The sequence below is a fragment of the Citrobacter sp. MGH100 genome, from assembly GCF_001034465.1.
GTDB lineage: Bacteria > Pseudomonadota > Gammaproteobacteria > Enterobacterales > Enterobacteriaceae > Citrobacter > Citrobacter youngae.
In genome coordinates, this window is the sequence record NZ_KQ089802.1 from 25,931 (window position 1) to 50,425 (window position 24,495).

Genomic DNA, 24,495 nt, shown 5'->3' on the forward strand with positions numbered 1-24,495 from the left:
GCTTCCACTCTTAGAGCGTAGATGGGGCTACAGGGATGTCAAAAAAAAGAGTGTGACTTAGGCGATCTCTTTAAATTCTGGCATTTGCGTTAATTCATCCTGCATGACTTCACGCGCAGCACGAATGCACTTACCGCACTGATTTCCAACAGGAATAAACTTACGTAATTGCTGAAAGGACTGAGGATGAAACTGGCGAACAGCCTGACGAATTTTTTTATCACTTATCGCATTACACAAACAAACGTACATGATCGCTCCCGTTCAATTTCTGCGCAAAGTGTAAATGAGAATAGTTATGATTACAATAGCACAACGCTATTTACGCGGCGGGAGAATGAATAAAAAATGCGAATAAATATGACAGCTACTAAATTGCAGGCAGCAAAAAGGGCGCCTAAGCGCCCTTTTTAAGCTCAAAGCCAATTAATCAATAATTAGCTCATTACTTTAGCAACAACGCCCGCACCTACAGTACGGCCGCCTTCACGGATTGCGAAACGCAGACCGTCGTCCATCGCGATCGGGTGGATCAGGGTAACAACCATTTTGATGTTGTCGCCCGGCATTACCATCTCTACGCCTTCCGGCAGTTCGATGGTACCAGTCACGTCAGTAGTACGGAAGTAGAACTGCGGACGGTAGCCTTTGAAGAACGGAGTATGACGGCCGCCTTCGTCTTTGGACAGAATGTACACTTCAGATTCGAACTTGGTGTGCGGCTTGATAGAGCCCGGCTTAGCCAGTACCTGACCACGTTCGATTTCTTCACGTTTGATACCACGCAGCAGAACACCAACGTTCTCACCAGCACGGCCTTCGTCCAGCAGTTTGCGGAACATTTCAACGCCGGTACAGGTAGACTTGGCAGTCTCTTTGATACCAACGATTTCAACTTCTTCACCAACTTTGATGATACCGCGTTCTACACGACCGGTAACAACGGTACCACGACCGGAGATGGAGAATACGTCTTCGATTGGCAGCAGGAACGGCTTATCGATAGCACGTTCTGGTTCCGGGATGTAAGAATCCAGGAAGCCAGCCAGTTCGATGATTTTCGCTTCCCACTCTGCTTCGCCTTCCAGCGCTTTAAGAGCAGAACCACGAACGATCGGAGTGTCGTCGCCCGGGAAATCGTACTGAGACAGAAGTTCACGAACTTCCATTTCTACCAGTTCCAGCAGCTCTTCGTCATCAACCATGTCGCATTTGTTCAGGAACACGATGATGTACGGAACGCCTACCTGACGACCCAGCAGGATGTGCTCACGAGTCTGCGGCATCGGGCCGTCAGTCGCAGCAACAACCAGGATCGCGCCGTCCATCTGCGCAGCACCGGTGATCATGTTTTTAACATAGTCGGCGTGGCCCGGGCAGTCTACGTGTGCGTAGTGGCGAGTCGGGGTGTCATATTCAACGTGAGAAGTGTTGATGGTGATACCACGAGCTTTTTCTTCCGGCGCGTTATCGATCTGGTCGAATGCACGAGCAGCACCGCCGTAGGTTTTAGCCAGTACGGTAGTGATTGCAGCGGTCAGGGTAGTTTTACCGTGGTCAACGTGGCCGATGGTGCCGACGTTAACGTGCGGTTTTGTACGTTCAAATTTTTCTTTAGACACGGCTATATTCCTTACTATAGTGCTCTCCCCTATGGAGAGAGCACGGGACTTAGGTTTTAATCCTGTGGATTATTTACCACGGGCTTCAATAACGGCCTGAGCAACGTTGTTCGGCGCATCGTCGTACTTCAGGAACTCCATGGAGTAAGAAGCACGGCCTTTGGTCAGAGAACGCAGCTGGGTTGCATATCCGAACATTTCAGACAGCGGAACTTCAGCATGGATAACAACGCCAGTGACGTTGGATTCCTGACCACGAAGCATACCACGACGGCGGCTCAAGTCACCGATTACGTCACCGGTGTTCTCTTCCGGAGTCTCTACTTCAACCTTCATGATAGGCTCAAGCAGAACTGGTTTCGCTTTCTTAAAGCCATCTTTGAAGGCGATAGAAGCGGCCAGTTTAAACGCCAGCTCAGAGGAGTCAACGTCATGGTAAGAACCGAAGTGCAGACGCACGCCCAGATCAACAACCGGGTAACCAGCCAGCGGGCCAGATTTCAGCTGTTCCTGGATGCCTTTATCAACGGCCGGGATGTATTCGCCAGGAATTACACCACCTTTGATGTCGTTGATGAACTCGTAGCCTTTCGGGTTTGAACCCGGCTCCAGCGGGTACATGTCGATAACAACATGACCGTACTGACCGCGACCACCAGACTGCTTAGCGTGTTTACCTTCGATATCGGTAACTTTCGCGCGAATCGCTTCACGGTAAGCAACCTGAGGTTTACCGACGTTCGCTTCAACGTTGAATTCACGCTTCATACGGTCAACGATGATGTCGAGGTGCAGCTCACCCATACCAGCGATAATGGTCTGGTTAGATTCTTCGTCAGTCCATACGCGGAATGACGGGTCTTCTTTAGCCAGACGGCCCAGAGCCAGACCCATTTTTTCCTGGTCAGCTTTGGTTTTCGGCTCTACCGCGATGGAAATTACCGGCTCAGGGAATTCCATACGTTCCAGAATGATCGGGTGATCCGGGTCACACAGAGTGTCACCAGTGGTCACGTCTTTCAGACCGATAGCAGCAGCGATATCGCCCGCGCGAACTTCTTTGATCTCTTCACGTTTGTTAGCGTGCATCTGTACGATACGGCCGAAACGTTCACGTGCAGTTTTCACGGAGTTCAGGATGGTGTCACCGGAGTTAACCACACCAGAGTACACGCGGAAGAAGGTCAGGTTACCCACGAACGGGTCGGTAGCGATTTTGAATGCCAGAGCAGCAAACGGCTCGTCATCGCTAGCATGACGCTCAGCAGGAGTATCTTTACCGTCGTCCAGAATACCGTTGATCGCAGGTACGTCGACTGGGGATGGCAGGTAATCAATTACCGCATCCAGCATCGCCTGAACACCTTTGTTCTTGAACGCAGAACCACAGGTTACCAGGATGATTTCGTTGTTCAGAACACGCTGACGCAGAGCTTTTTTGATCTCTTCTTCAGTCAGTTCTTCACCACCCAGGTATTTCTCCATCAGCTCTTCTGAAGCTTCCGCTGCGGACTCGATCAGGTTCTGGTGCCATTCTTCAGCCAGTTCCTGCATGTCAGCCGGGATATCTTCATAAGTGAAGGTTACGCCTGCATCTTCTTCGTTCCAGTTGATGGCTTTCATTTTCACCAGGTCAACAACACCGGTGAACGCTTCTTCAGCGCCAATTGCCAGCTGCAGCGGAACAGGGTTCGCGCCCAGACGGGTTTTGATCTGACCAACAACTTTCAGGAAGTTCGCACCCATACGGTCCATTTTGTTAACGAACGCAATGCGCGGAACTTTATATTTGTTTGCCTGACGCCATACGGTTTCAGACTGAGGCTGAACACCACCAACTGCGCAGTAAACCATTACTGCACCATCAAGCACACGCATGGAACGTTCTACTTCGATTGTGAAGTCAACGTGCCCCGGGGTGTCGATGATGTTTACGCGATGCGGTTCGTACTGCTTAGCCATACCAGACCAGAATGCAGTAGTCGCTGCGGAGGTGATAGTAATACCACGCTCCTGCTCCTGCTCCATCCAGTCCATGGTGGCTGCGCCGTCATGAACTTCACCGATTTTATGGTTTACACCGGTGTAGAACAGAATACGTTCGGTAGTAGTGGTTTTACCGGCGTCGATGTGCGCACTGATACCGATGTTACGGTAGCGCGCGATGGGTGTTGTACGAGCCATTTGATTCCTCGTTTATCTTTTAGGCGTTCAATTTAAGTAGCCCAAAGCGGGCTGCTTACTAGAAGCGCCCGCCTGGTGACTAAAACTCCGAAGGGATTACCAACGGTAGTGTGCGAACGCCTTGTTGGCTTCTGCCATACGGTGAACGTCTTCACGTTTCTTAACTGCAGTACCTTTGTTTTCTGCAGCATCAGAAAGTTCGTTCGCCAGGCGCAGAGCCATGGATTTATCACCGCGTTTACGAGCAGCTTCAACGATCCAACGCATTGCCAGAGCATTACGACGGACCGGACGGACTTCAACTGGTACCTGATAAGTAGAACCACCAACGCGGCGAGACTTAACTTCGACAGTCGGGCGCACGTTTTCGAGAGCTACTTCGAAAGCTTCCAGTTCGTTTTTACCAGAACGCTGAGCCAGGGTCTCCAGCGCGCTGTATACGATAGTTTCGGCAGTAGATTTTTTACCATCTACCATCAGGATATTTACAAATTTAGCCAGCAGTTCTGATCCGAACTTCGGATCCGGCAGAATTTTACGCTGACCAATGACGCGACGACGTGGCATGGAAATACTCCGTTGTTAATTCAGGATTGTCCAAAACTCTAAGAGTTTAGTTTGACATTAATATAAAACGTTTGGCCTTACTTAACGGAGAACCATTAAGCCTTAGGACGTTTCACGCCATACTTGGAGCGTGATTGCTTACGGTCTTTAACGCCGGAGCAGTCAAGCGCACCACGAACGGTGTGGTAACGAACACCCGGGAGGTCTTTTACACGACCGCCACGGATCAGGATCACGGAGTGCTCCTGCAGGTTGTGACCTTCACCACCGATGTAGGAAGTCACTTCAAAACCGTTAGTCAGACGAACACGGCAAACTTTACGCAGTGCGGAGTTCGGTTTTTTAGGAGTGGTAGTATATACACGAGTACATACGCCACGTTTCTGCGGGCATGCTTCCAGCGCAGGCACGTTGCTTTTTGCAACTTTGCGTGCACGTGGTTTGCGTACCAGCTGGTTAACTGTTGCCATTAAATAGCTCCTGGTTTTAGCTTTTGCTTCGTAAACACGTAATAAAACGACCTCATACAATATGAGGACGCAGAATTTTAGGTCGGTGTCGAAAAGGTGTCAAGAAATATACAACGATCCCACAATTACCAGGACATCTGGCTGGGATGCTTCACCGTAAGTCTGACGAAGTCAGTATAGCTAACCCTGACGACACTGTCTGAAATTTGACCACTCAAACCGCGAGCCTTAATGTCTTCTTCCAGCACATAAACCTTAATGGAGGCATTTTGCAGACTTTCAAGGAAACGGCTTCCTTCGATTGCTGCCGTCACGCCATCCTGGAGCAATAAAAGCTCATCGTCTTTATCTACCAGGCGAAGAAGAGAGGAGAAATCGGTAAGCCACGCGGAGCGATGTAGTGTGTGCAGCATGAGAGTCTCAAAACCTTAAAATGACGTCAAAGTTGCCTAACTCACGGCGTAAATCTTCCGGTTCAAGCGCCGTCGCATCAACCACAAAATTCGCCCCCTCTGCCAGGCCTCGCTCACGCAATGAGGCCGCACAAAGCCAGCATTGTTCTATATCGTACAATCCTAACAGTTTGAAAGTAGCAATATAGTCTCGCGCCAGAACGACATCCGGTTGTTGACCCTGGAGGATCTGGAAGACACCATCACCGATAAAGAACACACCGAGATCTTCCGTTAATGCAGATGTCGCCAGTAAAGCATCCAGTCCTTCGCGGCCGGATGCGCTGCCGTGCGGCACAGTAGAAAAAACAAAGGCAACACGTTTCATTAAAACTGCACCACGCGATCGCACGTCAGGGATGCTTCAGCCAGCGATCCAAGACCGCTGAGAGTAAATCCTGATTGTAAATTAGCACCAGACAACCCTAGCCGTGTTGCTTCAGTCTCATCAACAACACCACGCCGCAAGGCTGCCGCAACACAGATATTCAGCGCCACACCATGCTGTTGGTGAAGCTTTTGCCAGGCTCGAACTAAATCAAATTCATCACTGGCGGGCGATGTCAGAACGTTCGCGTTATACACGCCCTCACGATAAAAGAAAACGCTACACAACTCGTGTCCTTCTTCGAGTAGCGCATGCGCAAATTGCAATGCGCTACTCGCTTGCTGTGTACCGTAGGCGGGCCCGGTTACCATGATGGCAAAACGCATTACTTATCTTGCCCCTGGAAATCACCGCTTTTGAACTGGCGAATATAGAGGTAGACCGTGTGCTTAGAGATGTTCAGACGATCGGCGACCTGGTTGATGGCATCTTTAATATCGAAGATGCCTTTCTCATACAAATTCAGGACGATCTGGCGGTTCTTCGCGTTGTTGGAAACATTGCGATCGGCATTTACTTCTTCGATTGTGAATTCCAGCGTCTGGGTAACCAGATCTTCCACCGAAGAAGCGAAGTTGACGGCAGAGCCCACTTCCGGGGTTTCCGGTGGGATAAAGGTATTCATTATCTGCGAGAAAGGGACATCAAGGTTCATGTTGATGCACAGCAGACCAATCACGCGATGCTCACGGTTGCGAATGGCAATCGTCACCGACTTCATCAAGACACCGCTTTTCGCGCGTGTGAAATAACACTTCGACACGCTGCTATCCGCACCCGTCATATCATGCAGCATACGCAACGCAAGGTCGGTAATCGGCGAGCCAATTTTACGGCCCGTGTGTTCACCGTTAGCGATGCGAATGGCCGAGCATTTCAAATCCTGCAAAGAGTGCAATACGATTTCACAATGGGAACCAATGAGCATCGCCAACCCGTCCACTACCGCTTCATAGGATTTAAGGATATCGAAGTCGGTTTGATCGAAAGGACGTTGATCCAGTAAATCTAGCTCACTGGTTTCGTTGGTTAAAAGCGACCTGGACATGAAAAAAAGCACTCCTTTTCAGGAGCCTGTCGTTATGTTGTCAGGGCAGGCTCATCACTATTATAGGGGCATCTAAAGTAATACAGCGCACAAGGCGCTTTCCAGTATTAATTATATCCTGTCGATAATAAAAAACCGCCGCCCTGTGGGCGGCGGTTTTTGTTCTCTTACTTTTTGCTGCTGTCTGCAGCTTTATCAGCCGGTGCAGCTTCTGGCTGCGCATCGGCTTTTGGTGCCGGTTTGATATCTAACAGCTCAACATCAAAGACCAGCGTGGAGTTTGCCGGGATGCCCGGAACGCCAGTTTTACCGTATGCCAGATCCGGTGGGATAACCAACTGGATTTTGCCGCCTTTCTTGATGTTTTTCAGGCCTTCAGTCCAGCCCGGGATCACGCCGTCAAGACGGAAAGAGAGCGGCTCACCACGGGTGTAAGAGTTATCAAACTCTTTACCATCGATCAGCGTACCTTTGTAGTTTACGACTACAGTATCGCTGTCTTTCGGAGCGGCACCGGTACCTTCTTTCTCTACTTTGTAGACCAGGCCAGTGGCAGAGGTTTTAACGCCTTTCTCTTTAGCAAATTTCTCGCGGTATACTTTACCTTTGGCTTCGTTGTCAGCCGCGTCTTTTTCCATTTTTGCCTGAGCGGAGCTCTTCACGCGCGCTTCAAATGCCTGCAGAGTTTGTTCGATTTCCTGGTCAGACAGTTTGCTCTTATCTGCAAACGCATCCTGAACACCCGCGATCAACTGATCTTTATCCAGTTTGATGCCCAGTTTTTCCTGTTCTTTCAGGGAGTTTTCCATATAACGACCCAGGGACGCGCCCAGCGCGTAAGCGGCTTTTTGGTCGTCATTTTTGAATGCTGCTTTGCTGTCAGCAGTAGCGGCTGGTTTCGCGGCATCAGCAGCGAAGGTGATCGGGGCATGCAGTGCAACGGCCATTGTGGTCGCCAGCAGCGTTACTTTAAACAGTGATTTCATCCATCTCTCCAGGGCCGGGGCATCTCACCCCAGGGTTAACTAACATAAAAATGTACTATAAAGCGTTGCAGAACAAATCAACATACAGGCACGCCCTATTATCACCACTTTTCAGACTCTTTTTGTTTAAATTAGTTTCGTGACCGAAGATTGTGTGCTGTGCAAACAGGCAAAGTTAAGTAGAATTCGCCGCAGTCCGCGATCTGCCGGAGAAAAACAGAAGAGGTGAATCATGCAGGATACAACGATGGAAACTCGCCTGGCTGAACTGGAGAGTCGCCTGGCGTTTCAGGAGATAACCATTGAGGAGCTGAACGTAACCGTGACCGCGCATGAACTGGAAATGGCCAAACTGCGCGACCATCTGCGTCTGCTGACAGAAAAGCTCAAAGCCACTCAGCCGTCTCATATCGCGTCACAGTCTGAAGAGACCCCTCCGCCACATTATTGAGACGTAAAAAAAGCGGGATATTCCCGCTTTTTTTGTGTCCGAAAGCGCTAACACTTATCGGATCTACTCACATATACCCAAAGGATTTCAAATCACAGCAAGGCGGCAAGCTTGAGGAAGTCCTGGGAGCATAGATAACTATGTGACCAGGATTCGAAAGCGCAGCCAACACCGCTGTGGGTTGAAAGACGAAGGGTATTAGTGGCAACCGCAGCCGCCGCCGTTACCTTTACCACCACCGCCGCAGCAGCCTTCGCCGCCGTGCTCGTGACCATGGTCGTGGCCGTGACCACCGCAGCAACCGTCATGACCGTGGTCATGATCGTGGTCGTGGCCGTGCGCGCCGTGAACGTGGCCATGAGCCAGTTCTTCTTCGGTCGCTTCGCGGATCGCGACAACTTCGACGTTGAATTTCAGATTCTGGCCAGCCAGCATGTGGTTACCGTCAACCACAACGTGGTCGTCTTCTACTTCGGTAATTTCTACCGGTACCGGCCCTTGGTCAGTTTCAGCCAGGAAACGCATGCCAACCTGCAGTTCGTCAACGCCCATGAAGACGTCTTTAGGAACACGCTGCACCAGGTTTTCGTCGTACTGACCGTATGCGTCGTTTGCGCCAACAGCAACATCGAATTTGTCGCCAACTTCATGACCGTCCAGCGCTGTTTCCAGGCCAGAAATCAGGGAACCGTGACCATGCAGGTAGTCCAGCGGTGCACTCACCGGAGACTCATCAACCAACACACCGTCTTCTGTACGTACCTGATAGGCCAGGCTGACCACCAGGTCCTTTGCTACTTTCATGATATCTCCTGAGCATGGAAAGAATAGTGGCGCAGATTGTAGCGGAATTCTGCACCCGTGTACCCTCTAGCTTAAAAAAAGCTGCGGCATATCGCTAGTCCGGATGAAAAATCCCGATCACTTGCTCTTCTTTGCGAACGTGCTCGCGGGCCTGTTTATCGGCCTCGCGCATCTGATGACCGCACTTAACACACTCAACAATATCGATATTATTTTCACGCCACATCGCCAGCGAATCCTGCGCCTGGCAGGACGGACATTTTGCGCCTGCAATAAAACGTTTACGAATTGCCATGGTTATCCTCTACTCAAATTCATCCCAGCCATCCAGCTGGCGCCGTTCTTTCTGCATCTCCCGCTGGAAAATCTCCTCCAGCTCGCGTCGGGCCTCTCTGGCACGAGAGATTTGCACCGTATCGGTGTGCATTGGGATCAATTCCCGTAGCATGTGCATATCGAGTCGACGAAAATGCAACTGGGCACGCTGCGCCTGATGCGGATGCATCCCCAACGACACCAGCGCTTTGCGCCCCAGTTCCAGTGCGCTCGAGAAAGTTTCACGGGAAAACTGCGTGACACCTGCCTGTAATAACTCATGCGCCTCTACACGTCCGCGCGCTCGCGCAAGAATATGCAAATGCGGAAAATGTTGTTGGCACAATTCCACCAGCTTCATCGTGTCTTCAGGTTCATTGCAGGTGATCACAATAGACTGCGCCGCCTCTGCGCCAGCGGAACGTAAAAGCTCCACCTGTGTGGCATCGCCGTAATAGACTTTATAGCCATATTTACGCATCAGATTCACCGCACTAATATCCCGTTCCAGAACGGTAATACGCATCTTATTGGCCATTAACAGGCGACCGATGACCTGACCAAAGCGCCCAAACCCCACCACAATCACCTGCGGCTTATCGTCTTCCACCCAGGGTTTTTCATCTTCTTCATCCGGGCCGTTAAACTGGCGGGAGAGCCATTTATCAATCAGCTTCATCAGCAGTGGCGTGGTCATCATCGACAGCGTGACGGTTACCAGCAAAAGTGCCATTTGATCGCCCTGAAACAGCCGCTGGGAAGATGCTGTTGAAAAAAGCACGAAGGCAAATTCTCCGCCCTGGCTTAGCACCCCCGCAAATTGCATCCGCTCCGAGCTTCTCATGCCGTTCAGTCGCGCCAACACATAGAGCACCAGCGTCTTCACGATGACCAGTACTATCACGCTCGCCACTACCCACAAAATATGGGTATAAAGCACGCCAAGGTTAAGTGACATCCCCACAGAGATGAAAAATAACCCGAGCAAAAGCCCTTTAAAGGGATCAATCGCCGTTTCCAGTTCATGTCGGTATTCGCTTTCCGCCAGCAGCACGCCAGCGATAAACGTTCCCAGCGCCATCGACAGCCCCAGCGCATCCATAAATAAAGCAGAACCCAGCACCAACAGCAGCGTCGCAGCGGTGAATACTTCCCGCACGCCGGACCCCGCAATAAAGCGAAATACAGGACGCAGCAGATAGCGTCCGCCAATCAACATGCCAGCAAAAGCCAACACTTTCATGCCCACTTTGATCCAGTCAAAATGTTCATCGGCTGATCCTGCTAACAGCGGAACCAGCGCCAACGCCGGGATCACCGCCAGATCCTGGAACAACAGCACCGAAAAGCCCAGTTGTCCGGATTCGCTGCGGTTCATCCCTTTTTCCCGCATCAGCTGTAACGCCATTGCGGTCGATGACATCGCCAGACCAATGCCGCCAACCACTGCCGCCTGCCAGGAAAAGTCAGTGAGCATCAATAACCCTGCCAGGACAAGCGCGCTAAGTAACACCTGCGCGGCACCGACACCAAAAATTGAACGCCGCAATTGCCATAGTTTGGCCGGGTTAAGTTCCAGCCCGATGATGAACATCAGGAAGACCACGCCCAGCTCGGAGAAGTGCAGAATTTCATCCACATCGCTGATGAATCCAAGTCCCCATGGGCCAATAGCGATCCCCGCCAGCAAATAACCCAACACCGGTCCAATACCCAGCCGCGATGCCAACGGCACCGCAGCCACCGCCGCGAAAAGGAACAGCACTCCTGCAGTCAATAAATCAGAACCTTCCATCAGCGGCCTCCCACAGGGATCGGATTCGCCAGCCAGTCACCATACGCTTTCGCATGGCTGTCCAGCTCCTGCTTCGTTTGCCGTCTGGCCCAGTAAACGATGATGGGGCTCATCCAGTGCATCCGGCACATTCCTGCCGTCAGCTCGAAAGGGCGTAGCACATCACTCATCGGATAGCGGTTTAGCGCGTCATAGCGGTAGGCGCTTTCCGGTTCGCCGGTAGTGATCACACTCCGCCAGTACTTTCCCGCCAGTTGATTCCCTCCGGGGCCACTGGCAAACCCGCGGCTCAGTACGCGGTCAAGCCACTCCTTTAGCAGGGCCGGGCAGCTATAGGTATAGAGCGGATGTTGAAAAACAATCACATCATGCTCACGCAGCAGTTCCTGCTCGTGAGAAATATCGATAAAAAAATCGGGATAGTGCGCGTATAGGTCGTGCACGGTAACATTACTGAGCTGTATGGCCGGTTTAAGCAGAACCCGGTTCGCGACCGAGTCCTGAGATTCCGGATGGGCATACAGCAGCAACACTTTCGCTGGCTGGGACATCATCCCCCTCCCGGTTTTGTCTTTTGTCTATTTTCGGCGTTTTGGGCTACCATTGCGCCTCGGTGCGGCAAACGGCCCACACATTACATTATCATAATGATAAATTAACATAGTCTGAACATACGGCGCCTTATGATTGTTTTCTCATCGTTACAAATTCGTCGCGGCGTGCGCGTCTTGCTGGACAATGCCACGGCCACCATTAATCCCGGGCAGAAGGTTGGCCTGGTGGGTAAAAATGGCTGCGGTAAATCTACCCTGCTGGCATTGCTGAAAAATGAAATCAGCGCTGACGCCGGCGGATTTACGTTCCCGGGAAACTGGCAGCTCGCATGGGTGAATCAGGAAACGCCTGCGTTACCACAGCCTGCGCTGGAATACGTGATTGATGGCGACCGCGAATATCGCCAACTGGAAGCCCAGTTAAACGATGCCAATGAACGTAACGATGGACACGCCATTGCCACCGTCCATGGAAAACTGGATGCCATTGACGCCTGGACCGTACGTTCACGCGCCGCCAGTCTGCTGCATGGCCTCGGCTTCTCCAACGAACAGCTCGAGCGCCCGGTCAGCGACTTCTCCGGTGGCTGGCGTATGCGTCTCAACCTGGCACAGGCGCTGATTTGCCGTTCAGACCTGCTGCTGCTCGATGAACCGACCAACCACCTCGATCTCGACGCGGTGATCTGGCTGGAAAGATGGCTGAAAAGCTATCAGGGCACGCTGATTTTGATCTCCCACGACCGCGACTTCCTCGATCCGGTGGTGGATAAAATTATCCATATCGAACAACAAACCATGTTCGAGTACACCGGCAACTACAGCGCGTTTGAAATCCAGCGTGCGACCCGCCTCGCGCAGCAACAGGCCATGTACGAAAGCCAGCAGGAGCGTGTGGCGCATCTGCAAAGCTATATCGATCGTTTCCGTGCTAAAGCCACCAAAGCAAAGCAGGCGCAGAGCCGTATCAAAATGCTGGAGCGTATGGAGCTTATCGCTCCAGCCCATGTCGATAACCCTTTCCATTTCAGCTTCCGTGAACCTGAAAGCCTGCCTAATCCGCTGCTGAAAATGGAAAAAGTGAGTGCTGGCTACGGTGATCGCACAATCCTCGACTCTATCAAACTGAATCTGGTGCCGGGTTCTCGCATCGGCCTGTTAGGCCGCAACGGTGCGGGTAAATCAACGCTGATTAAGCTGCTGGCCGGCGAACTGGCCCCCATCAGCGGCGAGATTGGCCTGGCGAAAGGCATCAAGCTGGGCTACTTCGCTCAGCACCAGCTGGAGTTTTTACGTGCCGATGAATCGCCTATCCAGCACCTGGCGCGCATGGCGCCGCAGGAGCTTGAGCAGAAACTGCGAGACTACCTCGGCGGATTCGGCTTCCAGGGCGATAAAGTCAGCGAAGAAACCCGTCGCTTCTCCGGTGGCGAAAAAGCGCGTCTGGTGCTGGCGTTGATCGTCTGGCAGCGCCCGAACCTACTGCTGCTCGATGAACCGACCAACCACCTGGATTTAGATATGCGTCAGGCGCTGACCGAAGCGCTGATCGATTTCGAAGGCGCGCTGGTCGTGGTTTCGCACGACCGTCACCTGATTCGCTCCACCACCGACGACCTCTATCTGGTACACGACAAGAAAGTCGAGCCGTTTGACGGCGATCTGGAGGATTATCAGCAGTGGCTGAGCGATGTGCAAAAACAGGAAAGCCAGGGCGACGAACCGGCGAAAGAGAGCGTTAACAGCGCCCAGGCGCGCAAAGACCAGAAGCGTCGCGAAGCGGAGCTGCGCACCCTGACGCAACCGCTGCGTAAAGAGATTACTCGTCTGGAAAAAGAGATGGAGAAACTGCACGCACAGCTGGCACAGGCGGAAGAGAAACTCGGCGACAGCGAACTGTACGACCAAAGCCGTAAAGCTGAGCTCACGGCATGTCTGCAACAACAGGCAAGCGCGAAGTCCGGGCTGGAAGAGTGTGAGATGGCCTGGCTGGATGCGCAGGAGCAGCTTGAGCAGATGCTGGCCGAGTAAGCACAAAATCACATATTGGCTAACCCGCACGCGCTGCGCACGGTATAGTTATTCTTTCCGATTATTAATTGCTCTGGTGTTATGGTTGAAATCACGTCCACAGAAATGACCCCACCTACCGACGATTCGCGAGAATTCCGCCCGATGCGCGGTATCAGTAACCGTCATTTACAGACGATGCTGCCGCGTTTAATTCGCCGCAAGGTGAAGTTCGATGCCCACTGGCAGCGTCTGGAATTGCCTGATGGTGACTTTGTCGATCTGGCATGGAGCGAAGATCCGCAACAGGCGAAACACAAGCCGCGCCTGGTGGTTTTTCACGGTCTGGAAGGCAGCCTGAACAGCCCGTACGCCCACGGCCTGATTGAAGCAGCACAAAAGCGCGGCTGGCTGGGCGTGGTGATGCATTTTCGCGGCTGCAGCGGTGAACCCAATCGTCTGAACCGAATTTATCACTCCGGTGAAACAGAAGACGGCACCTGGTTTTTACACTGGCTGGAGCGTGAGTTCGGTCGTGTACCCACCGCTGCGGTTGGCTATTCGCTCGGTGGAAACATGCTGGCCTGCCTGCTGGCAAAAGAAGGGAACACGATCCCCATTGATGCCGCGGTTATCGTCTCCGCGCCTTTCGTGCTGGAAGCCTGTAGTTACCATATGGACAAAGGATTCTCCAAGGTCTATCAGCGCTACCTGCTTAACCTGTTGAAAGCCAATGCCTCGCGTAAGCTTGAGGCTTATCCTGGCTCGCTGCCGGTGAGTCTGGCCCAGTTGAAATCTCTGCGTCGCATTCGCGATTTTGACGATCTGATCACCGCCAAAATTCACGGTTTCGCCGATGCGATAGACTATTACCGTCAGTGTAGCGCCATGCCGCTGCTTAATCAGATAGCCAAACCCACGCTGATTATTCATGCCAAGGACGATCCGTTTATGGATAGTCATGTGATCCCTGAACCGGAAAATCTGCCCTCACAGGTGGAATATCAACTCACCGAACACGGCGGCCATGTCGGATTCATTGGCGGTACGATACGCCATCCGGAGATGTGGCTGGAATCCAGAATCCCGGACTGGCTGACAACGTATCTGGAGGCGTCATCATGATCATCCCCTGGCAAGACATCTCCCCGGACGCGCTGGACAATCTGATTGAAAGCTTTGTCTTGCGCGAAGGCACCGATTATGGTGAACATGAACGCTCGCTCGAACAAAAAGTCGCCGACGTCAAACGCCAACTACAATCAGGTGAGGCCATGCTGGTGTGGTCCGAACTGCATGAAACGGTCAACATTATGCCGAGGAAGCAGATTCACGAGTAACCCGTAGCCGCCGGCCGACTTTACTATAATTACAACAATTTCATGGAGTTGTTATGTCTGCCAAACATCCGGTGATTGCGGTAACAGGATCCAGCGGCGCGGGGACCACCACCACCAGCCTTGCGTTTCGTAAAATTTTCGCGCAGTTAAATCTGCGCGCCGCCGAGGTGGAAGGTGACAGTTTTCATCGCTATACCCGTCCGGAAATGGACATGGCGATTCGCAAAGCACGCGATGCCGGGCGGCATATCAGCTATTTCGGCCCCGAAGCTAACGACTTCGGTCTGCTGGAGCAAACCTTCATTGAATACGGCCAGACGGGCAAAGGTCAGTCGCGTAAATATCTGCACACCTACGATGAGGCCGTACCGTGGAATCAGGTTCCGGGGACATTTACGCCCTGGCAGCCGCTGCCTGAACCGACGGATGTCCTGTTCTATGAGGGACTTCACGGTGGCGTTGTCACCCCACAGCAAAACGTGGCCCGGCATGTCGATCTGCTGGTTGGCGTGGTGCCGATCGTAAACCTGGAGTGGATCCAGAAGCTGACCCGCGATACCAGCGAACGCGGGCATTCACGTGAAGCGGTGATGGACTCGGTGGTGCGCTCAATGGACGATTACATCAATTACATCACACCACAGTTTTCCCGCACGCATATTAACTTCCAACGCGTACCGACCGTCGATACCTCTAATCCCTTTGCCGCCAGGAGCATTCCGTCACTGGATGAAAGCTTTGTCGTGATTCATTTTCGTAATCTGGAAGGCATCGATTATCCCTGGCTACTGGCCATGCTGCAGGGCTCATTCATTTCGCATATCAATACGTTGGTCGTGCCGGGCGGCAAGATGGGTCTGGCGATGGAATTGATTATGCTACCGCTGGTCCAGCGACTGATGGAAGGTAAAAAGATAGAGTGAGATGTGGAAAGCGCCGGATGGCGCTTCGCTTATCCGGCCTACGACTCAACATCATCCTGTAGGCCGGATAAGGCAACGCCGCCATCCGGCATCAGCAATTACGCGGCAACGACTTCATAAGAATGGGTAATGTTCACCGCCTTTTCCAGCATCAGCGCTACGGAACAATACTTCTCCGCCGAGAGGTCAACTGCGCGAGACACAGACGCATCTTTCAGGTCGTTACCCGTTACAATGAAATGCAGGTTGATATGGGTGAACAGGCGCGGCGCTTCATCACGACGCTCGGAGGTCAGCTTCACTTCGCAGTTGGTCACATCCTGACGCCCCTTTTGCAGGATCGACACCACATCAATTGCGCTGCAACCGCCCGCAGCCATTAAGACCATTTCCATCGGGCTCGGCGCTTTATCACCAGAGTTACCGTCCATCAAAATTTGGTGGCCTGAGGCGGACTCACCGAGGAAGGTTAACCCCTCAACCCACTTTACACGCGCTTGCATATTTCGTAACTCCAATGTTTCAATTTTCCTGACAGATTACGCGTACATAACAATTCTCGCAATGGAAGGCGACCTGCGTCATGCTGAAGCGAGACACCAGGAGACACACGGCGAAAGCTATGCTAAAACAGTCAGGATGCTACAGTAATACATTGACGTACTGCATGTATGCAGAGGACATCACATTACAGGCCGTCGCACGTATTGACAGCCCCCTTCCCAGGTAGCGGGAAGCACATTTTTGCAAACCCAGAGACAGGTTGTTTTTTGGCTCTGGAGACAGCTTATAACAGAGGATAACCGCGCATGGTGCTTGGCAAACCGCAAACAGACCCGACTCTCGAATGGTTCTTGTCTCATTGCCATATTCATAAGTACCCATCGAAGAGCACGCTGATTCACCAGGGTGAAAAAGCGGAAACGTTGTATTACATCGTTAAAGGCTCAGTGGCAGTGCTGATCAAAGATGAAGAAGGGAAAGAAATGATCCTCTCTTATCTGAATCAGGGCGATTTTATTGGTGAATTAGGCCTCTTCGAAGAAGGCCAGGAACGTAGCGCCTGGGTACGTGCCAAAACCGCATGTGAAGTCGCTGAAATTTCCTACAAAAAATTTCGCCAATTAATCCAGGTCAACCCAGATATTCTGATGCGTCTGTCTTCTCAGATGGCTCGTCGTCTGCAGGTAACGTCTGAAAAAGTAGGCAACCTTGCCTTCCTCGACGTAACTGGTCGTATCGCCCAGACTCTGCTGAATCTGGCGAAACAGCCTGACGCAATGACTCACCCGGACGGCATGCAGATTAAAATTACCCGCCAGGAAATTGGCCAGATCGTTGGCTGTTCCCGTGAAACCGTTGGTCGTATCCTGAAAATGCTGGAAGATCAGAATCTGATCTCCGCGCATGGTAAGACCATCGTCGTCTACGGCACGCGTTAATCCCATCGACATGGCGTGTTACGTAGTAATGCGCCATTTTTGTTTGCTCCGATGTGGCGAAGACTGATTTATCACCCCGAGATCAACTACGCACTACGACAGACGCTGGTGCTATGTTTACCTGTGGCTGTCGGCCTTATCATTGGTCAACTTCATCTGGGGCTCTTATTCTCCCTCGTCCCTGCCTGCTGCAATATTGCCGGTCTTGATACCCCGCATAAGCGCTTTTTCAAACGCTTAGTGATTGGCGCGTCTTTGTTTGCCGGATGCAGTCTGATCATGCAGTTACTGCTGGCAAAAGATATACCGCTGCCGCTGATCCTCACCGGCCTGACGCTGATTCTTGGTGTAACCGCAGAATTAGGCCCTCTGCATGCGCGACTACTACCTGCCTCGCTTATCGCGGCAATTTTCACACTCAGTCTGGCAGGTAACATGCCCGTCTGGGAGCCGCTGCTAATCTACGCGCTGGGCACATTGTGGTACGGCCTGTTCAACTGGTTCTGGTTCTGGATGTGGCGCGAGCAGCCGCTGCGTGAGTCGCTCAGCTTGTTGTACCGCGAATTAGCCGATTACTGTGAGGCCAAGTACAGCCTGCTGACCCAACATGCCGATCCCGAAAAAGCGCTTCCTCCCCTGCTAGTGCGCCAACAAAAAGCGGTGGATTTGATTACCCAGTGCTATCAGCAAATGCATATGCTGTCGGCGCATCGCAACAACGATTATAAACGCCTGCTACGTGCCTTTCAGGAGGCGCTCGATTTACAGGAACATATTTCCGTCAGCCTCCACCAGCCGGAAGAGGTGCAAAAGCTGGTCGAACGCAGCCACGCCGAACAGGTGATTCGCTGGAATGCGCGCACCGTCGCCGAACGCCTTCGCGTTCTGGCCGATGACATTTTGTATCACCGTTTGCCGACGCGTTTTTCAATGGATAAACAAATTGGCACGCTGGAGAAAATCGCCAACCAGCATCCGGACAATCCGGTGGGTCAATTTTGCTACTGGCACTTCAGCCGTATTGCCCGTGTGCTACGCACCCAGCGACCACTGTATGCCCGGGATTTAATGGCTGACAAGCAGCGTCGACTGCCGCTGATCCCTGCCCTGAAAAGCTATCTGTCGTTGAAATCCCCGGCGCTGCGCAATGCCGGACGCATCAGCGTCATGTTGAGCATTGCCAGCCTGATGGGCAGCGCCTTACACCTGCCAAAACCCTACTGGATTTTGATGACAATCCTGTTCGTCACGCAAAATGGCTATGGGGCGACCCGGGTACGTATTTTACACCGTTCAGTAGGGACGCTCGTCGGCCTGGTGATCGCCGGCGTCACACTGCACTTTCATATTCAGGAAGGTTACACGCTGGCAGGCATGCTGCTGATAACCCTTGTGAGTTATCTGACCATCCGCAAAAACTACGGCTGGGCTACCGTCGGCTTTACGGTCACTGCGGTATATACCCTGCAACTGCTGACGCTGAACGGGGAACAGTTTATCGTGCCGCGGTTTATCGATACGGTCACTGGCTGCCTGATCGCCTTTGGCGGAATGCTCTGGCTGTGGCCGCAGTGGCAGAGCGGTTTACTGCGTAAAAACGCCCACGATGCGTTAGAAGCCGATCAGGAGGCTATTCGCCTGATCCTGAGCAACGATCCCCAGGCCACACCGCTGGCGTATCAACGCATGCGGGTCAACCAGGCGCATAACACGCTGTTCAACTCACTTAACCAGGCGATGCAGGAGCCTGGGTTCAACTCGCACTATCTGGCGGACATGAAACTGTGGGTTACGCATAGTCAGTTCATCGTCGAACACATCAACGCAATGACTACGCTGGCAAGGGAACATACGATGCTGACGCCGGATTTGGCGCAGCGATATCTGGAGTCCTGTGAAATTGCGATCCAGCGCTGTCAGCAGCGGCTGGAATATGACGGACCCGGAAGCTCCGGCGATGTGAATATTCTTGAGGCGCCAGAGATGCTGTCCCATGGGCCTTTAAGCACCCTTGAGCAGCATCTGCAGCGGGTTTTGGGGCATCTGAACACCATGCATACCATTTCGTCGGTAGCATGGCGTCAGCGACCGCACCACGGGATCTGGCTGAGCCGCCGGTTGCGGGATATGAAGGGTTAAGATCGACTGCCGGATGCGCTACGCTTATCCGGCCTACGAATCACACCTTACCCTGTAGGCCGGATAAGGCGCTCGCGCCGCCATCCGGCAATCAACCCACCACTTTCGCCACGGCCTGCGCGAAGCGCTGCATCCCTTCATCAATATCAGCCTGCTCCACCACCAGCGACGGTGCAAAACGCATCACGTCCGGCCCGGCATTCAGTACCATCACGCCTTCATTCGCCGCGGCGTACAAGAAATCACGCGCCCGGCCTTTAAACTGCGGCTTCAGTTCGGCGCCGATCAGCAGTCCCATACCGCGAATGTCGCTGAAAATGTCAAACTGCTGGTCAATTTTCTGCAAATGCTGAACAAACGCCTGGCGTTTGGCCTGAATACCTTCCAGCACTTCCGGCGTGTTGATGATATCAAACGCAGCTCCCGCAACCGCGCAGGCCAGCGGGTTACCGCCGTATGTGGAGCCGTGTGAACCCACGTGGAACGCGGAGGCAATCTCCTGGGTGGTCAGCACCGCGCTCACCGGGAAACCGCCGCCGAGCGCCTTGGCGCTGGTCAGGATATCCGGCGTCACGCCGTAGTGCATATAGGCAAACAGTGAGCCGGTACGCCCCATTCCGCTCTGTACTTCATCAAATACCAACAATGCCTGGTGCTGATCACAAAGTTCACGCAAACCTTGCAGGAATGCCGGCGTTGCCGCAGTAACGCCACCCTCGCCCTGAATAGGTTCGATCACCACCGCACAGGTATGATCGTCCATCACCGCTTTGACCGCATGCAGATCGTTAAACGGTACATGGATGATATCCGCCGGTTTGGGTCCAAAGCCGTCGGAGTATTTCGGCTGCCCGCCGACGGATACGGTAAACAGCGAACGACCGTGAAACGCGTTATGGAAGGCAATAATCTTGGTTTTGAACGGGCTATGGCGCACGCAGGCATAGTGGCGCGCCAGCTTAAAGGCGGTTTCGTTAGCTTCGGTACCGGAGTTCATGAACAGTACGCGTTCGGCGAAGGTTGCATCAATGATTTTACGGCCTAAGCGCAACGCCGGTTCGTTGGTAAAAACATTGCTGGTATGCCACAGGGTTTCGCCCTGAGTTTTTAACGCCTCAACCAGCGCCGGATGGCAATGCCCTAACGCGGTAACTGCAATACCACCCGCGAAATCAACGTACTCTTTACCCTGTTGATCCCATACTCGACTCCCTTTCCCTTTTACCGGGATAAACTCAGCCGGTGCATAAATCGGCAGAATCACTTCATCGAATGTCGCGCGTGTAATTGCAGTTTGTTCAGTTGCCATGTCATTACCACCCTGTTAAGCAGAAATGCTAGTGAAATTATAATCACAAAATATGAATAAAAAATCACTGAATAGCAACCACAAATCACTGGTTGAGGAAATTAGCCAGCAGCTGATGCCCCTGTTCGCTGAGAATACTCTCCGGGTGAAACTGCACCCCTTCCATATCCCACTCCCGGTGGCGAATACCCATGATCTCCTGCGTTTCACTCCAGGCGGTCACCTCAAAGCACTCAGGCAACGTCTCAGGTGCGACCACCAGAGAATGGTAGCGCGTTACCGTTAATGGATTGGCGAGCCCCTGAAAAACGCCCTGCCCGTTATGCGTAATCGGCGACGTTTTACCATGCATCACTTTCGCTGCCCGCACCACGGTCGCGCCAAAGGCCTGCGCCATCGCCTGATGGCCCAGACAAACACCCAGCAGAGGGATCTTCCCTGCGAAATAGCGAATAACCTCCAGCGAAATACCGGCGTCATCCGGCGTACAGGGTCCCGGGGAAATCACTATTTTCTGCGGATTCAGCGCATCAATTTGCGCCAGCGTCAGCGCGTCGTTGCGCCTGACAAGGACATCTGCGCCCAGTTCGCAGAAGTATTGATACAGGTTCCAGGTAAAAGAATCGTAGTTATCGATAAGCAGGATCATGGCGGCTCCGGTACAGAAGAACCGCGCTATTCTACTCAGTTTCCAGGGCTTCGCTTACCACTTTACGAAATATCGCCTGCAGTGCGGACAGGTCCCCCATGGCACCGCTTTGATTTGCCAGGTTCCACTCCTCAACCTGGATGCCCTCCCAGTTGAGTATATACCCGGCATGAATCGCCAACTGTTCGAAGAAAATACGCTGCGCCAGACCACTGCCGATGCGAAACGGGTGCAGCACATTAATTTCACAGTAGTAGTGTGCGAGGCGGTCGACAAACTTTTCTTGCGACAACCCCACCAGCCAGGACTCGTCTTCCAGGTCCTGCATCAGCGCATTGCCCTCTTTCTCGATATAAGCGAAATGGCAAAAGCGGGTATCGCCCTGGTAGATATCGACTTCTCGCAGATGTCCCGCCCAGTCAAAAATATCCTGATAGAGTTGGCGATGAATAGCACACAGATGCGGCAAACCCCGTTTAAGCGGGCCCAATTCGATAGTTGCCGCGCGCAGCGCCGTCAACTCATAAGCTGCCTGCGCCAGACGCTGCGCCTGATGAACCCCCAGCCGGTTACGCATGACATTCAGGCCCGGATACAAATAGGGGTCACGTCCATCACCGAATTTATCGCTCATAGTGCCTCCGCAATTCTTCAAGACGCGCCAGGGCGTCTTCAGCGCTCAGAGTAACCCGTGGAATATCCACGCCTTCCAGTCGCCGGCTTGCCTGGAAATTGGCATTTCGCCGTTGTTCCCAGATCCTGGACTTTTGTTTATCGGTGAGTTTTTTCACGTGACCTCCCTGAATGAGCCGACACTTGCCACAAGTATAAGCAGCAATTTCGGGTTACGCAGAGAAGGGAGAGAACGCGGGCAAGCGCTGCCCGCGCAAAATACGATTACGGCAGGACTTTGGCTGAAAGGATAACAATCGGTTTTGACGGAACATTCTGGTAAGGACCGACATCGTGGGTCTGAACCTGAGAGATCTTATCCGCGACATCCATACCTTTCACAACTTTACCAAAGACAGCGTAGCCAAAATCACGCTGGCCGTGATCGAGGAATGCATTGTCCGCAATGTTGATAAAGAACTGGCTGGTCGCGCTGTCTTTATCCGCAGTGCGCGCCATAGCAATCGTGCCACGGGTGTTACGCAGTCCGTTATCGGCTTCATTCTTGATTGGCGGGTTAGGTTTCTTCTGCTGCATCTGCTCGGTAAAACCACCACCCTGCACCATAAATCCTGGGATCACACGATGAAACGTGGTGTTGTTATAGAAACCGCTGTTGACATAATCGACAAAGTTTTGCACTGAAACCGGGGCTTTCTGACTGTTCAGCTCCAGCTCAATGTTACCGGCAGAAGTTGTCAGCAGGACATGCGGATCCCCTTTCGCTGCCAGCGCTGCGGGAGAGAGAGCAGAAAGAGCGAGAACAGCTGCAACAGCCGCCAGAGTCGATTTGAGCATGAGAATTCCTTAACAAGAGCAGAAATGAAGCAAGTGGATTGATTCTAAAGAGCCTTCATGAACAAGGCCATCCCTTTACCTAATTTTACGTACTTGAAACAAATGTAACCTCATAGCCGTAAATGTCTATGTGATAACGATCACATACAAAAATGTAACAGGCTCAGTAATTACCAAAAAACATTTAAATACATCACTAAAACGCCTAAAATCTGCCCGCTCACGGCGCCGTTAATGCGCCTTACACTTCTATACAGGCCAGTCATGACTAACAGCAATCGCATTAAGCTCACATGGATTAGCTTTCTCTCCTACGCCCTAACAGGTGCGTTGGTCATTGTCACCGGGATGGTGATGGGAAACATCGCAGACTATTTCCATTTGCCCGTTTCCAGTATGAGTAACACTTTCACCTTCCTGAATGCAGGTATCCTGATCTCTATTTTTCTGAATGCCTGGCTGATGGAAATCGTGCCGCTGAAAACGCAATTGCGTTTTGGCTTCATCCTGATGGTCCTGGCGGTCGCCGGACTGATGCTCAGCCACAGCCTGGCCTTGTTCTCTGCGGCCATGTTTGTGCTGGGTGTGGTGAGTGGTATCACCATGTCGATTGGTACATTCCTGGTGACCCAGATGTACGAAGGTCGCCAGCGCGGTTCCCGCCTGCTGTTTACTGACTCCTTCTTCAGCATGGCGGGGATGATTTTCCCGATGGTGGCAGCGTATCTGTTAGCGCGCAGCATCGAATGGTATTGGGTCTATGCCTGCATCGGCCTGGTCTACGTCGCCATTTTCCTGCTGACCTTTGGCTGCGAATTCCCGGCGCTGGGTAAACACGCGCAGCAACCGGACGCCCCGGTAGTGAAAGAAAAATGGGGTATTGGCGTGCTGTTCCTGGCGATCGCCGCGCTGTGCTACATCCTCGGTCAGTTGGGCTTTATCTCCTGGGTACCGGAATACGCTAAAAGCCTGGGCATGAGCCTGAACGATGCGGGTAAACTGGTCAGCGACTTCTGGATGTCTTACATGGTTGGCATGTGGGCGTTTAGTTTTATCCTGCGATTCTTCGATCTGCAGCGCATCCTGACCGTACTGGCAGGTCTGGCCACCGTTCTGATGTATCTGTTCATCACCGGCACGCCGGAACATATGCCGTGGTTCATTCTGACGCTGGGCTTCTTCTCCAGCGCGATTTATACCACCATTATTACCCTCGGCTCACAGCAGACGAAGGTCGCCTCACCAAAACTGGTTAACTTCGTTCTGACCTGCGGCACCATCGGTACTATGCTCACCTTCGTGGTCACCGGTCCTATTGTGGCGCACAGCGGCCCGCTGGCGGCATTGCAGACGGCGAACGGTTTGTATGCCGTCGTATTCGTGATGTGCTTTATTCTTGGGTTCGTCACGCGTCATCGCCAGCATAACGCGCCAGCCACGCATTAATCTCACTGCCGGATGGTATCTGTGCTATCCGGCACACTCTCGCGCCCTCTTCCTTTCACTGGTCATGTAGGCCAATTCTTACAAAAACCCCTTAAATTGTGCGCTTTTTATACAAACACGAAAAGCCAGTT

At 52.5% G+C, this 24,495-nt stretch carries 28 protein-coding genes; 8 read left to right on the top strand and 20 right to left on the bottom strand.

The genetic code is table 11. The annotated features are described in order from the left end of the window. Window positions 1-57 precede the first annotated feature (57 nt). From bfd to fkpA, 10 genes are all read right to left on the bottom strand, one after another. Window positions 58-252, bottom strand: a complete 195-nt coding sequence (gene bfd / locus SK32_RS18045) for a bacterioferritin-associated ferredoxin (protein ID WP_003031111.1) — start codon at window positions 250-252, stop codon at window positions 58-60. Window positions 253-437: 185 nt separating this feature from the next. After that, complete coding sequence (tuf, locus tag SK32_RS18050; RefSeq protein ID WP_003031109.1) at window positions 438-1,622, bottom strand: elongation factor Tu; 1,185 nt, start codon at window positions 1,620-1,622, stop codon at window positions 438-440. Window positions 1,623-1,691: 69 nt separating this feature from the next. Next, the gene (fusA, locus tag SK32_RS18055; RefSeq protein ID WP_003023659.1) at window positions 1,692-3,806 is read right to left on the bottom strand and encodes an elongation factor G; all 2,115 of its coding nucleotides are present in this window, start codon (window positions 3,804-3,806) and stop codon (window positions 1,692-1,694) included. 96 nt (window positions 3,807-3,902) lie between these two features. Next, complete coding sequence (gene rpsG, locus SK32_RS18060) at window positions 3,903-4,373, bottom strand: 30S ribosomal protein S7 (protein ID WP_003023657.1); 471 nt, start codon at window positions 4,371-4,373, stop codon at window positions 3,903-3,905. A gap of 95 nt (window positions 4,374-4,468) precedes the next feature. Then, complete coding sequence (gene rpsL, locus SK32_RS18065) at window positions 4,469-4,843, bottom strand: 30S ribosomal protein S12 (RefSeq protein WP_003023654.1); 375 nt, start codon at window positions 4,841-4,843, stop codon at window positions 4,469-4,471. A 125-nt stretch (window positions 4,844-4,968) separates the two neighbouring features. Next, window positions 4,969-5,256, bottom strand: coding sequence for a sulfurtransferase complex subunit TusB (gene tusB, locus SK32_RS18070; RefSeq protein WP_008786292.1), 288 nt, complete (start codon window positions 5,254-5,256; stop codon window positions 4,969-4,971). 7 nt (window positions 5,257-5,263) lie between these two features. After that, window positions 5,264-5,623, bottom strand: coding sequence for a sulfurtransferase complex subunit TusC (gene tusC / locus SK32_RS18075; protein ID WP_048213526.1), 360 nt, complete (start codon window positions 5,621-5,623; stop codon window positions 5,264-5,266). Continuing rightward, on the bottom strand, window positions 5,623-6,009 hold the full coding sequence (gene tusD, locus SK32_RS18080) for a sulfurtransferase complex subunit TusD (RefSeq protein ID WP_005121677.1): 387 nt from the start codon (window positions 6,007-6,009) through the stop codon (window positions 5,623-5,625). Before tusD ends, tusC begins: the two co-directional genes overlap by 1 nt. Continuing rightward, window positions 6,009-6,731 carry a helix-turn-helix transcriptional regulator gene (locus SK32_RS18085; protein WP_003023643.1) on the bottom strand — a complete coding sequence of 241 codons (723 nt, stop codon included), beginning with the start codon at window positions 6,729-6,731 and terminating at the stop codon, window positions 6,009-6,011. The genes tusD and SK32_RS18085 overlap by 1 nt, the downstream gene beginning before the upstream one ends. 167 nt (window positions 6,732-6,898) lie before the next feature. Next, the gene (gene fkpA / locus SK32_RS18090; RefSeq protein ID WP_048213527.1) at window positions 6,899-7,717 is read right to left on the bottom strand and encodes an FKBP-type peptidyl-prolyl cis-trans isomerase; all 819 of its coding nucleotides are present in this window, start codon (window positions 7,715-7,717) and stop codon (window positions 6,899-6,901) included. Window positions 7,718-7,949: 232 nt separating this feature from the next. Between fkpA and SK32_RS18095 the strand changes: the two genes are divergently transcribed. Beyond that, complete coding sequence (locus SK32_RS18095) at window positions 7,950-8,168, top strand: protein SlyX (RefSeq protein WP_003023639.1); 219 nt, start codon at window positions 7,950-7,952, stop codon at window positions 8,166-8,168. Between the two features lie 198 nt (window positions 8,169-8,366). On the opposite strand, the gene slyD is transcribed toward SK32_RS18095, so the two are convergent. The 4 genes from slyD to kefG form a co-directional block, all read right to left on the bottom strand. Next, window positions 8,367-8,972 carry a peptidylprolyl isomerase gene (slyD, locus tag SK32_RS18100; protein WP_003023634.1) on the bottom strand — a complete coding sequence of 202 codons (606 nt, stop codon included), beginning with the start codon at window positions 8,970-8,972 and terminating at the stop codon, window positions 8,367-8,369. Window positions 8,973-9,066: 94 nt separating this feature from the next. Then, window positions 9,067-9,267, bottom strand: coding sequence for a YheV family putative zinc ribbon protein (locus tag SK32_RS18105; RefSeq protein ID WP_048213528.1), 201 nt, complete (start codon window positions 9,265-9,267; stop codon window positions 9,067-9,069). Between the two features lie 9 nt (window positions 9,268-9,276). Beyond that, window positions 9,277-11,082: a glutathione-regulated potassium-efflux system protein KefB gene (gene kefB, locus SK32_RS18110; protein ID WP_048213529.1), complete on the bottom strand. Its 1,806-nt coding sequence runs from the start codon at window positions 11,080-11,082 to the stop codon at window positions 9,277-9,279. Beyond that, window positions 11,082-11,633, bottom strand: a complete 552-nt coding sequence (kefG, locus tag SK32_RS18115) for a glutathione-regulated potassium-efflux system ancillary protein KefG (protein ID WP_048213530.1) — start codon at window positions 11,631-11,633, stop codon at window positions 11,082-11,084. Before kefG ends, kefB begins: the two co-directional genes overlap by 1 nt. Before the next feature lie 132 nt (window positions 11,634-11,765). Here kefG and SK32_RS18120 point away from each other — a divergent pair, with 132 nt between their 5' ends. The 4 genes from SK32_RS18120 (at window position 11,766) to SK32_RS18135 (ending at window position 15,909) form a co-directional block, all read left to right on the top strand. After that, entirely contained in the window at window positions 11,766-13,667 is a 1,902-nt protein-coding gene (locus SK32_RS18120; protein WP_048213531.1) for an ABC transporter ATP-binding protein, read from the top strand. 81 nt (window positions 13,668-13,748) lie between these two features. Beyond that, entirely contained in the window at window positions 13,749-14,771 is a 1,023-nt protein-coding gene (locus SK32_RS18125) for a hydrolase (protein WP_048213532.1), read from the top strand. Beyond that, on the top strand, window positions 14,768-14,986 hold the full coding sequence (locus SK32_RS18130) for a YheU family protein (RefSeq protein ID WP_048213533.1): 219 nt from the start codon (window positions 14,768-14,770) through the stop codon (window positions 14,984-14,986). The genes SK32_RS18125 and SK32_RS18130 overlap by 4 nt, the downstream gene beginning before the upstream one ends. Before the next feature lie 53 nt (window positions 14,987-15,039). Beyond that, a complete protein-coding gene (locus SK32_RS18135; RefSeq protein ID WP_048213534.1) occupies window positions 15,040-15,909 on the top strand; it encodes a phosphoribulokinase in 870 nt (289 codons plus the stop codon). Window positions 15,910-16,007: 98 nt separating this feature from the next. Here SK32_RS18135 and SK32_RS18140 read toward each other — a convergent pair whose 3' ends face one another. Further along, window positions 16,008-16,412: an OsmC family protein gene (locus SK32_RS18140; protein WP_043018552.1), complete on the bottom strand. Its 405-nt coding sequence runs from the start codon at window positions 16,410-16,412 to the stop codon at window positions 16,008-16,010. 306 nt (window positions 16,413-16,718) lie between these two features. On the opposite strand from SK32_RS18140, the gene crp reads away from it, so the two are divergent. Beyond that, window positions 16,719-17,351: a cAMP-activated global transcriptional regulator CRP gene (crp, locus tag SK32_RS18145; protein WP_000242758.1), complete on the top strand. Its 633-nt coding sequence runs from the start codon at window positions 16,719-16,721 to the stop codon at window positions 17,349-17,351. Between the two features lie 51 nt (window positions 17,352-17,402). Then, complete coding sequence (locus SK32_RS18150; RefSeq protein ID WP_048213797.1) at window positions 17,403-19,490, top strand: YccS/YhfK family putative transporter; 2,088 nt, start codon at window positions 17,403-17,405, stop codon at window positions 19,488-19,490. 91 nt (window positions 19,491-19,581) lie between these two features. On the opposite strand, the gene argD is transcribed toward SK32_RS18150, so the two are convergent. From argD to ppiA, 5 genes are all read right to left on the bottom strand, one after another. Beyond that, the gene (gene argD, locus SK32_RS18155; protein WP_048213535.1) at window positions 19,582-20,799 is read right to left on the bottom strand and encodes a bifunctional acetylornithine/succinyldiaminopimelate transaminase; all 1,218 of its coding nucleotides are present in this window, start codon (window positions 20,797-20,799) and stop codon (window positions 19,582-19,584) included. 85 nt (window positions 20,800-20,884) lie between these two features. Further along, on the bottom strand, window positions 20,885-21,448 hold the full coding sequence (gene pabA, locus SK32_RS18160; RefSeq protein WP_048213536.1) for an aminodeoxychorismate synthase component 2: 564 nt from the start codon (window positions 21,446-21,448) through the stop codon (window positions 20,885-20,887). Between the two features lie 31 nt (window positions 21,449-21,479). Continuing rightward, window positions 21,480-22,082: a putative adenosine monophosphate-protein transferase Fic gene (locus SK32_RS18165; RefSeq protein WP_048213537.1), complete on the bottom strand. Its 603-nt coding sequence runs from the start codon at window positions 22,080-22,082 to the stop codon at window positions 21,480-21,482. Continuing rightward, complete coding sequence (locus SK32_RS25115; protein WP_071887396.1) at window positions 22,072-22,239, bottom strand: YhfG family protein; 168 nt, start codon at window positions 22,237-22,239, stop codon at window positions 22,072-22,074. Before SK32_RS25115 ends, SK32_RS18165 begins: the two co-directional genes overlap by 11 nt. A gap of 106 nt (window positions 22,240-22,345) precedes the next feature. After that, window positions 22,346-22,918, bottom strand: a complete 573-nt coding sequence (gene ppiA, locus SK32_RS18170) for a peptidylprolyl isomerase A (RefSeq protein WP_003023595.1) — start codon at window positions 22,916-22,918, stop codon at window positions 22,346-22,348. Window positions 22,919-23,182: 264 nt separating this feature from the next. Between ppiA and tsgA the strand changes: the two genes are divergently transcribed. Then, the gene (gene tsgA, locus SK32_RS18175) at window positions 23,183-24,364 is read left to right on the top strand and encodes an MFS transporter TsgA (RefSeq protein ID WP_048213538.1); all 1,182 of its coding nucleotides are present in this window, start codon (window positions 23,183-23,185) and stop codon (window positions 24,362-24,364) included. Window positions 24,365-24,495 lie beyond the last annotated feature (131 nt).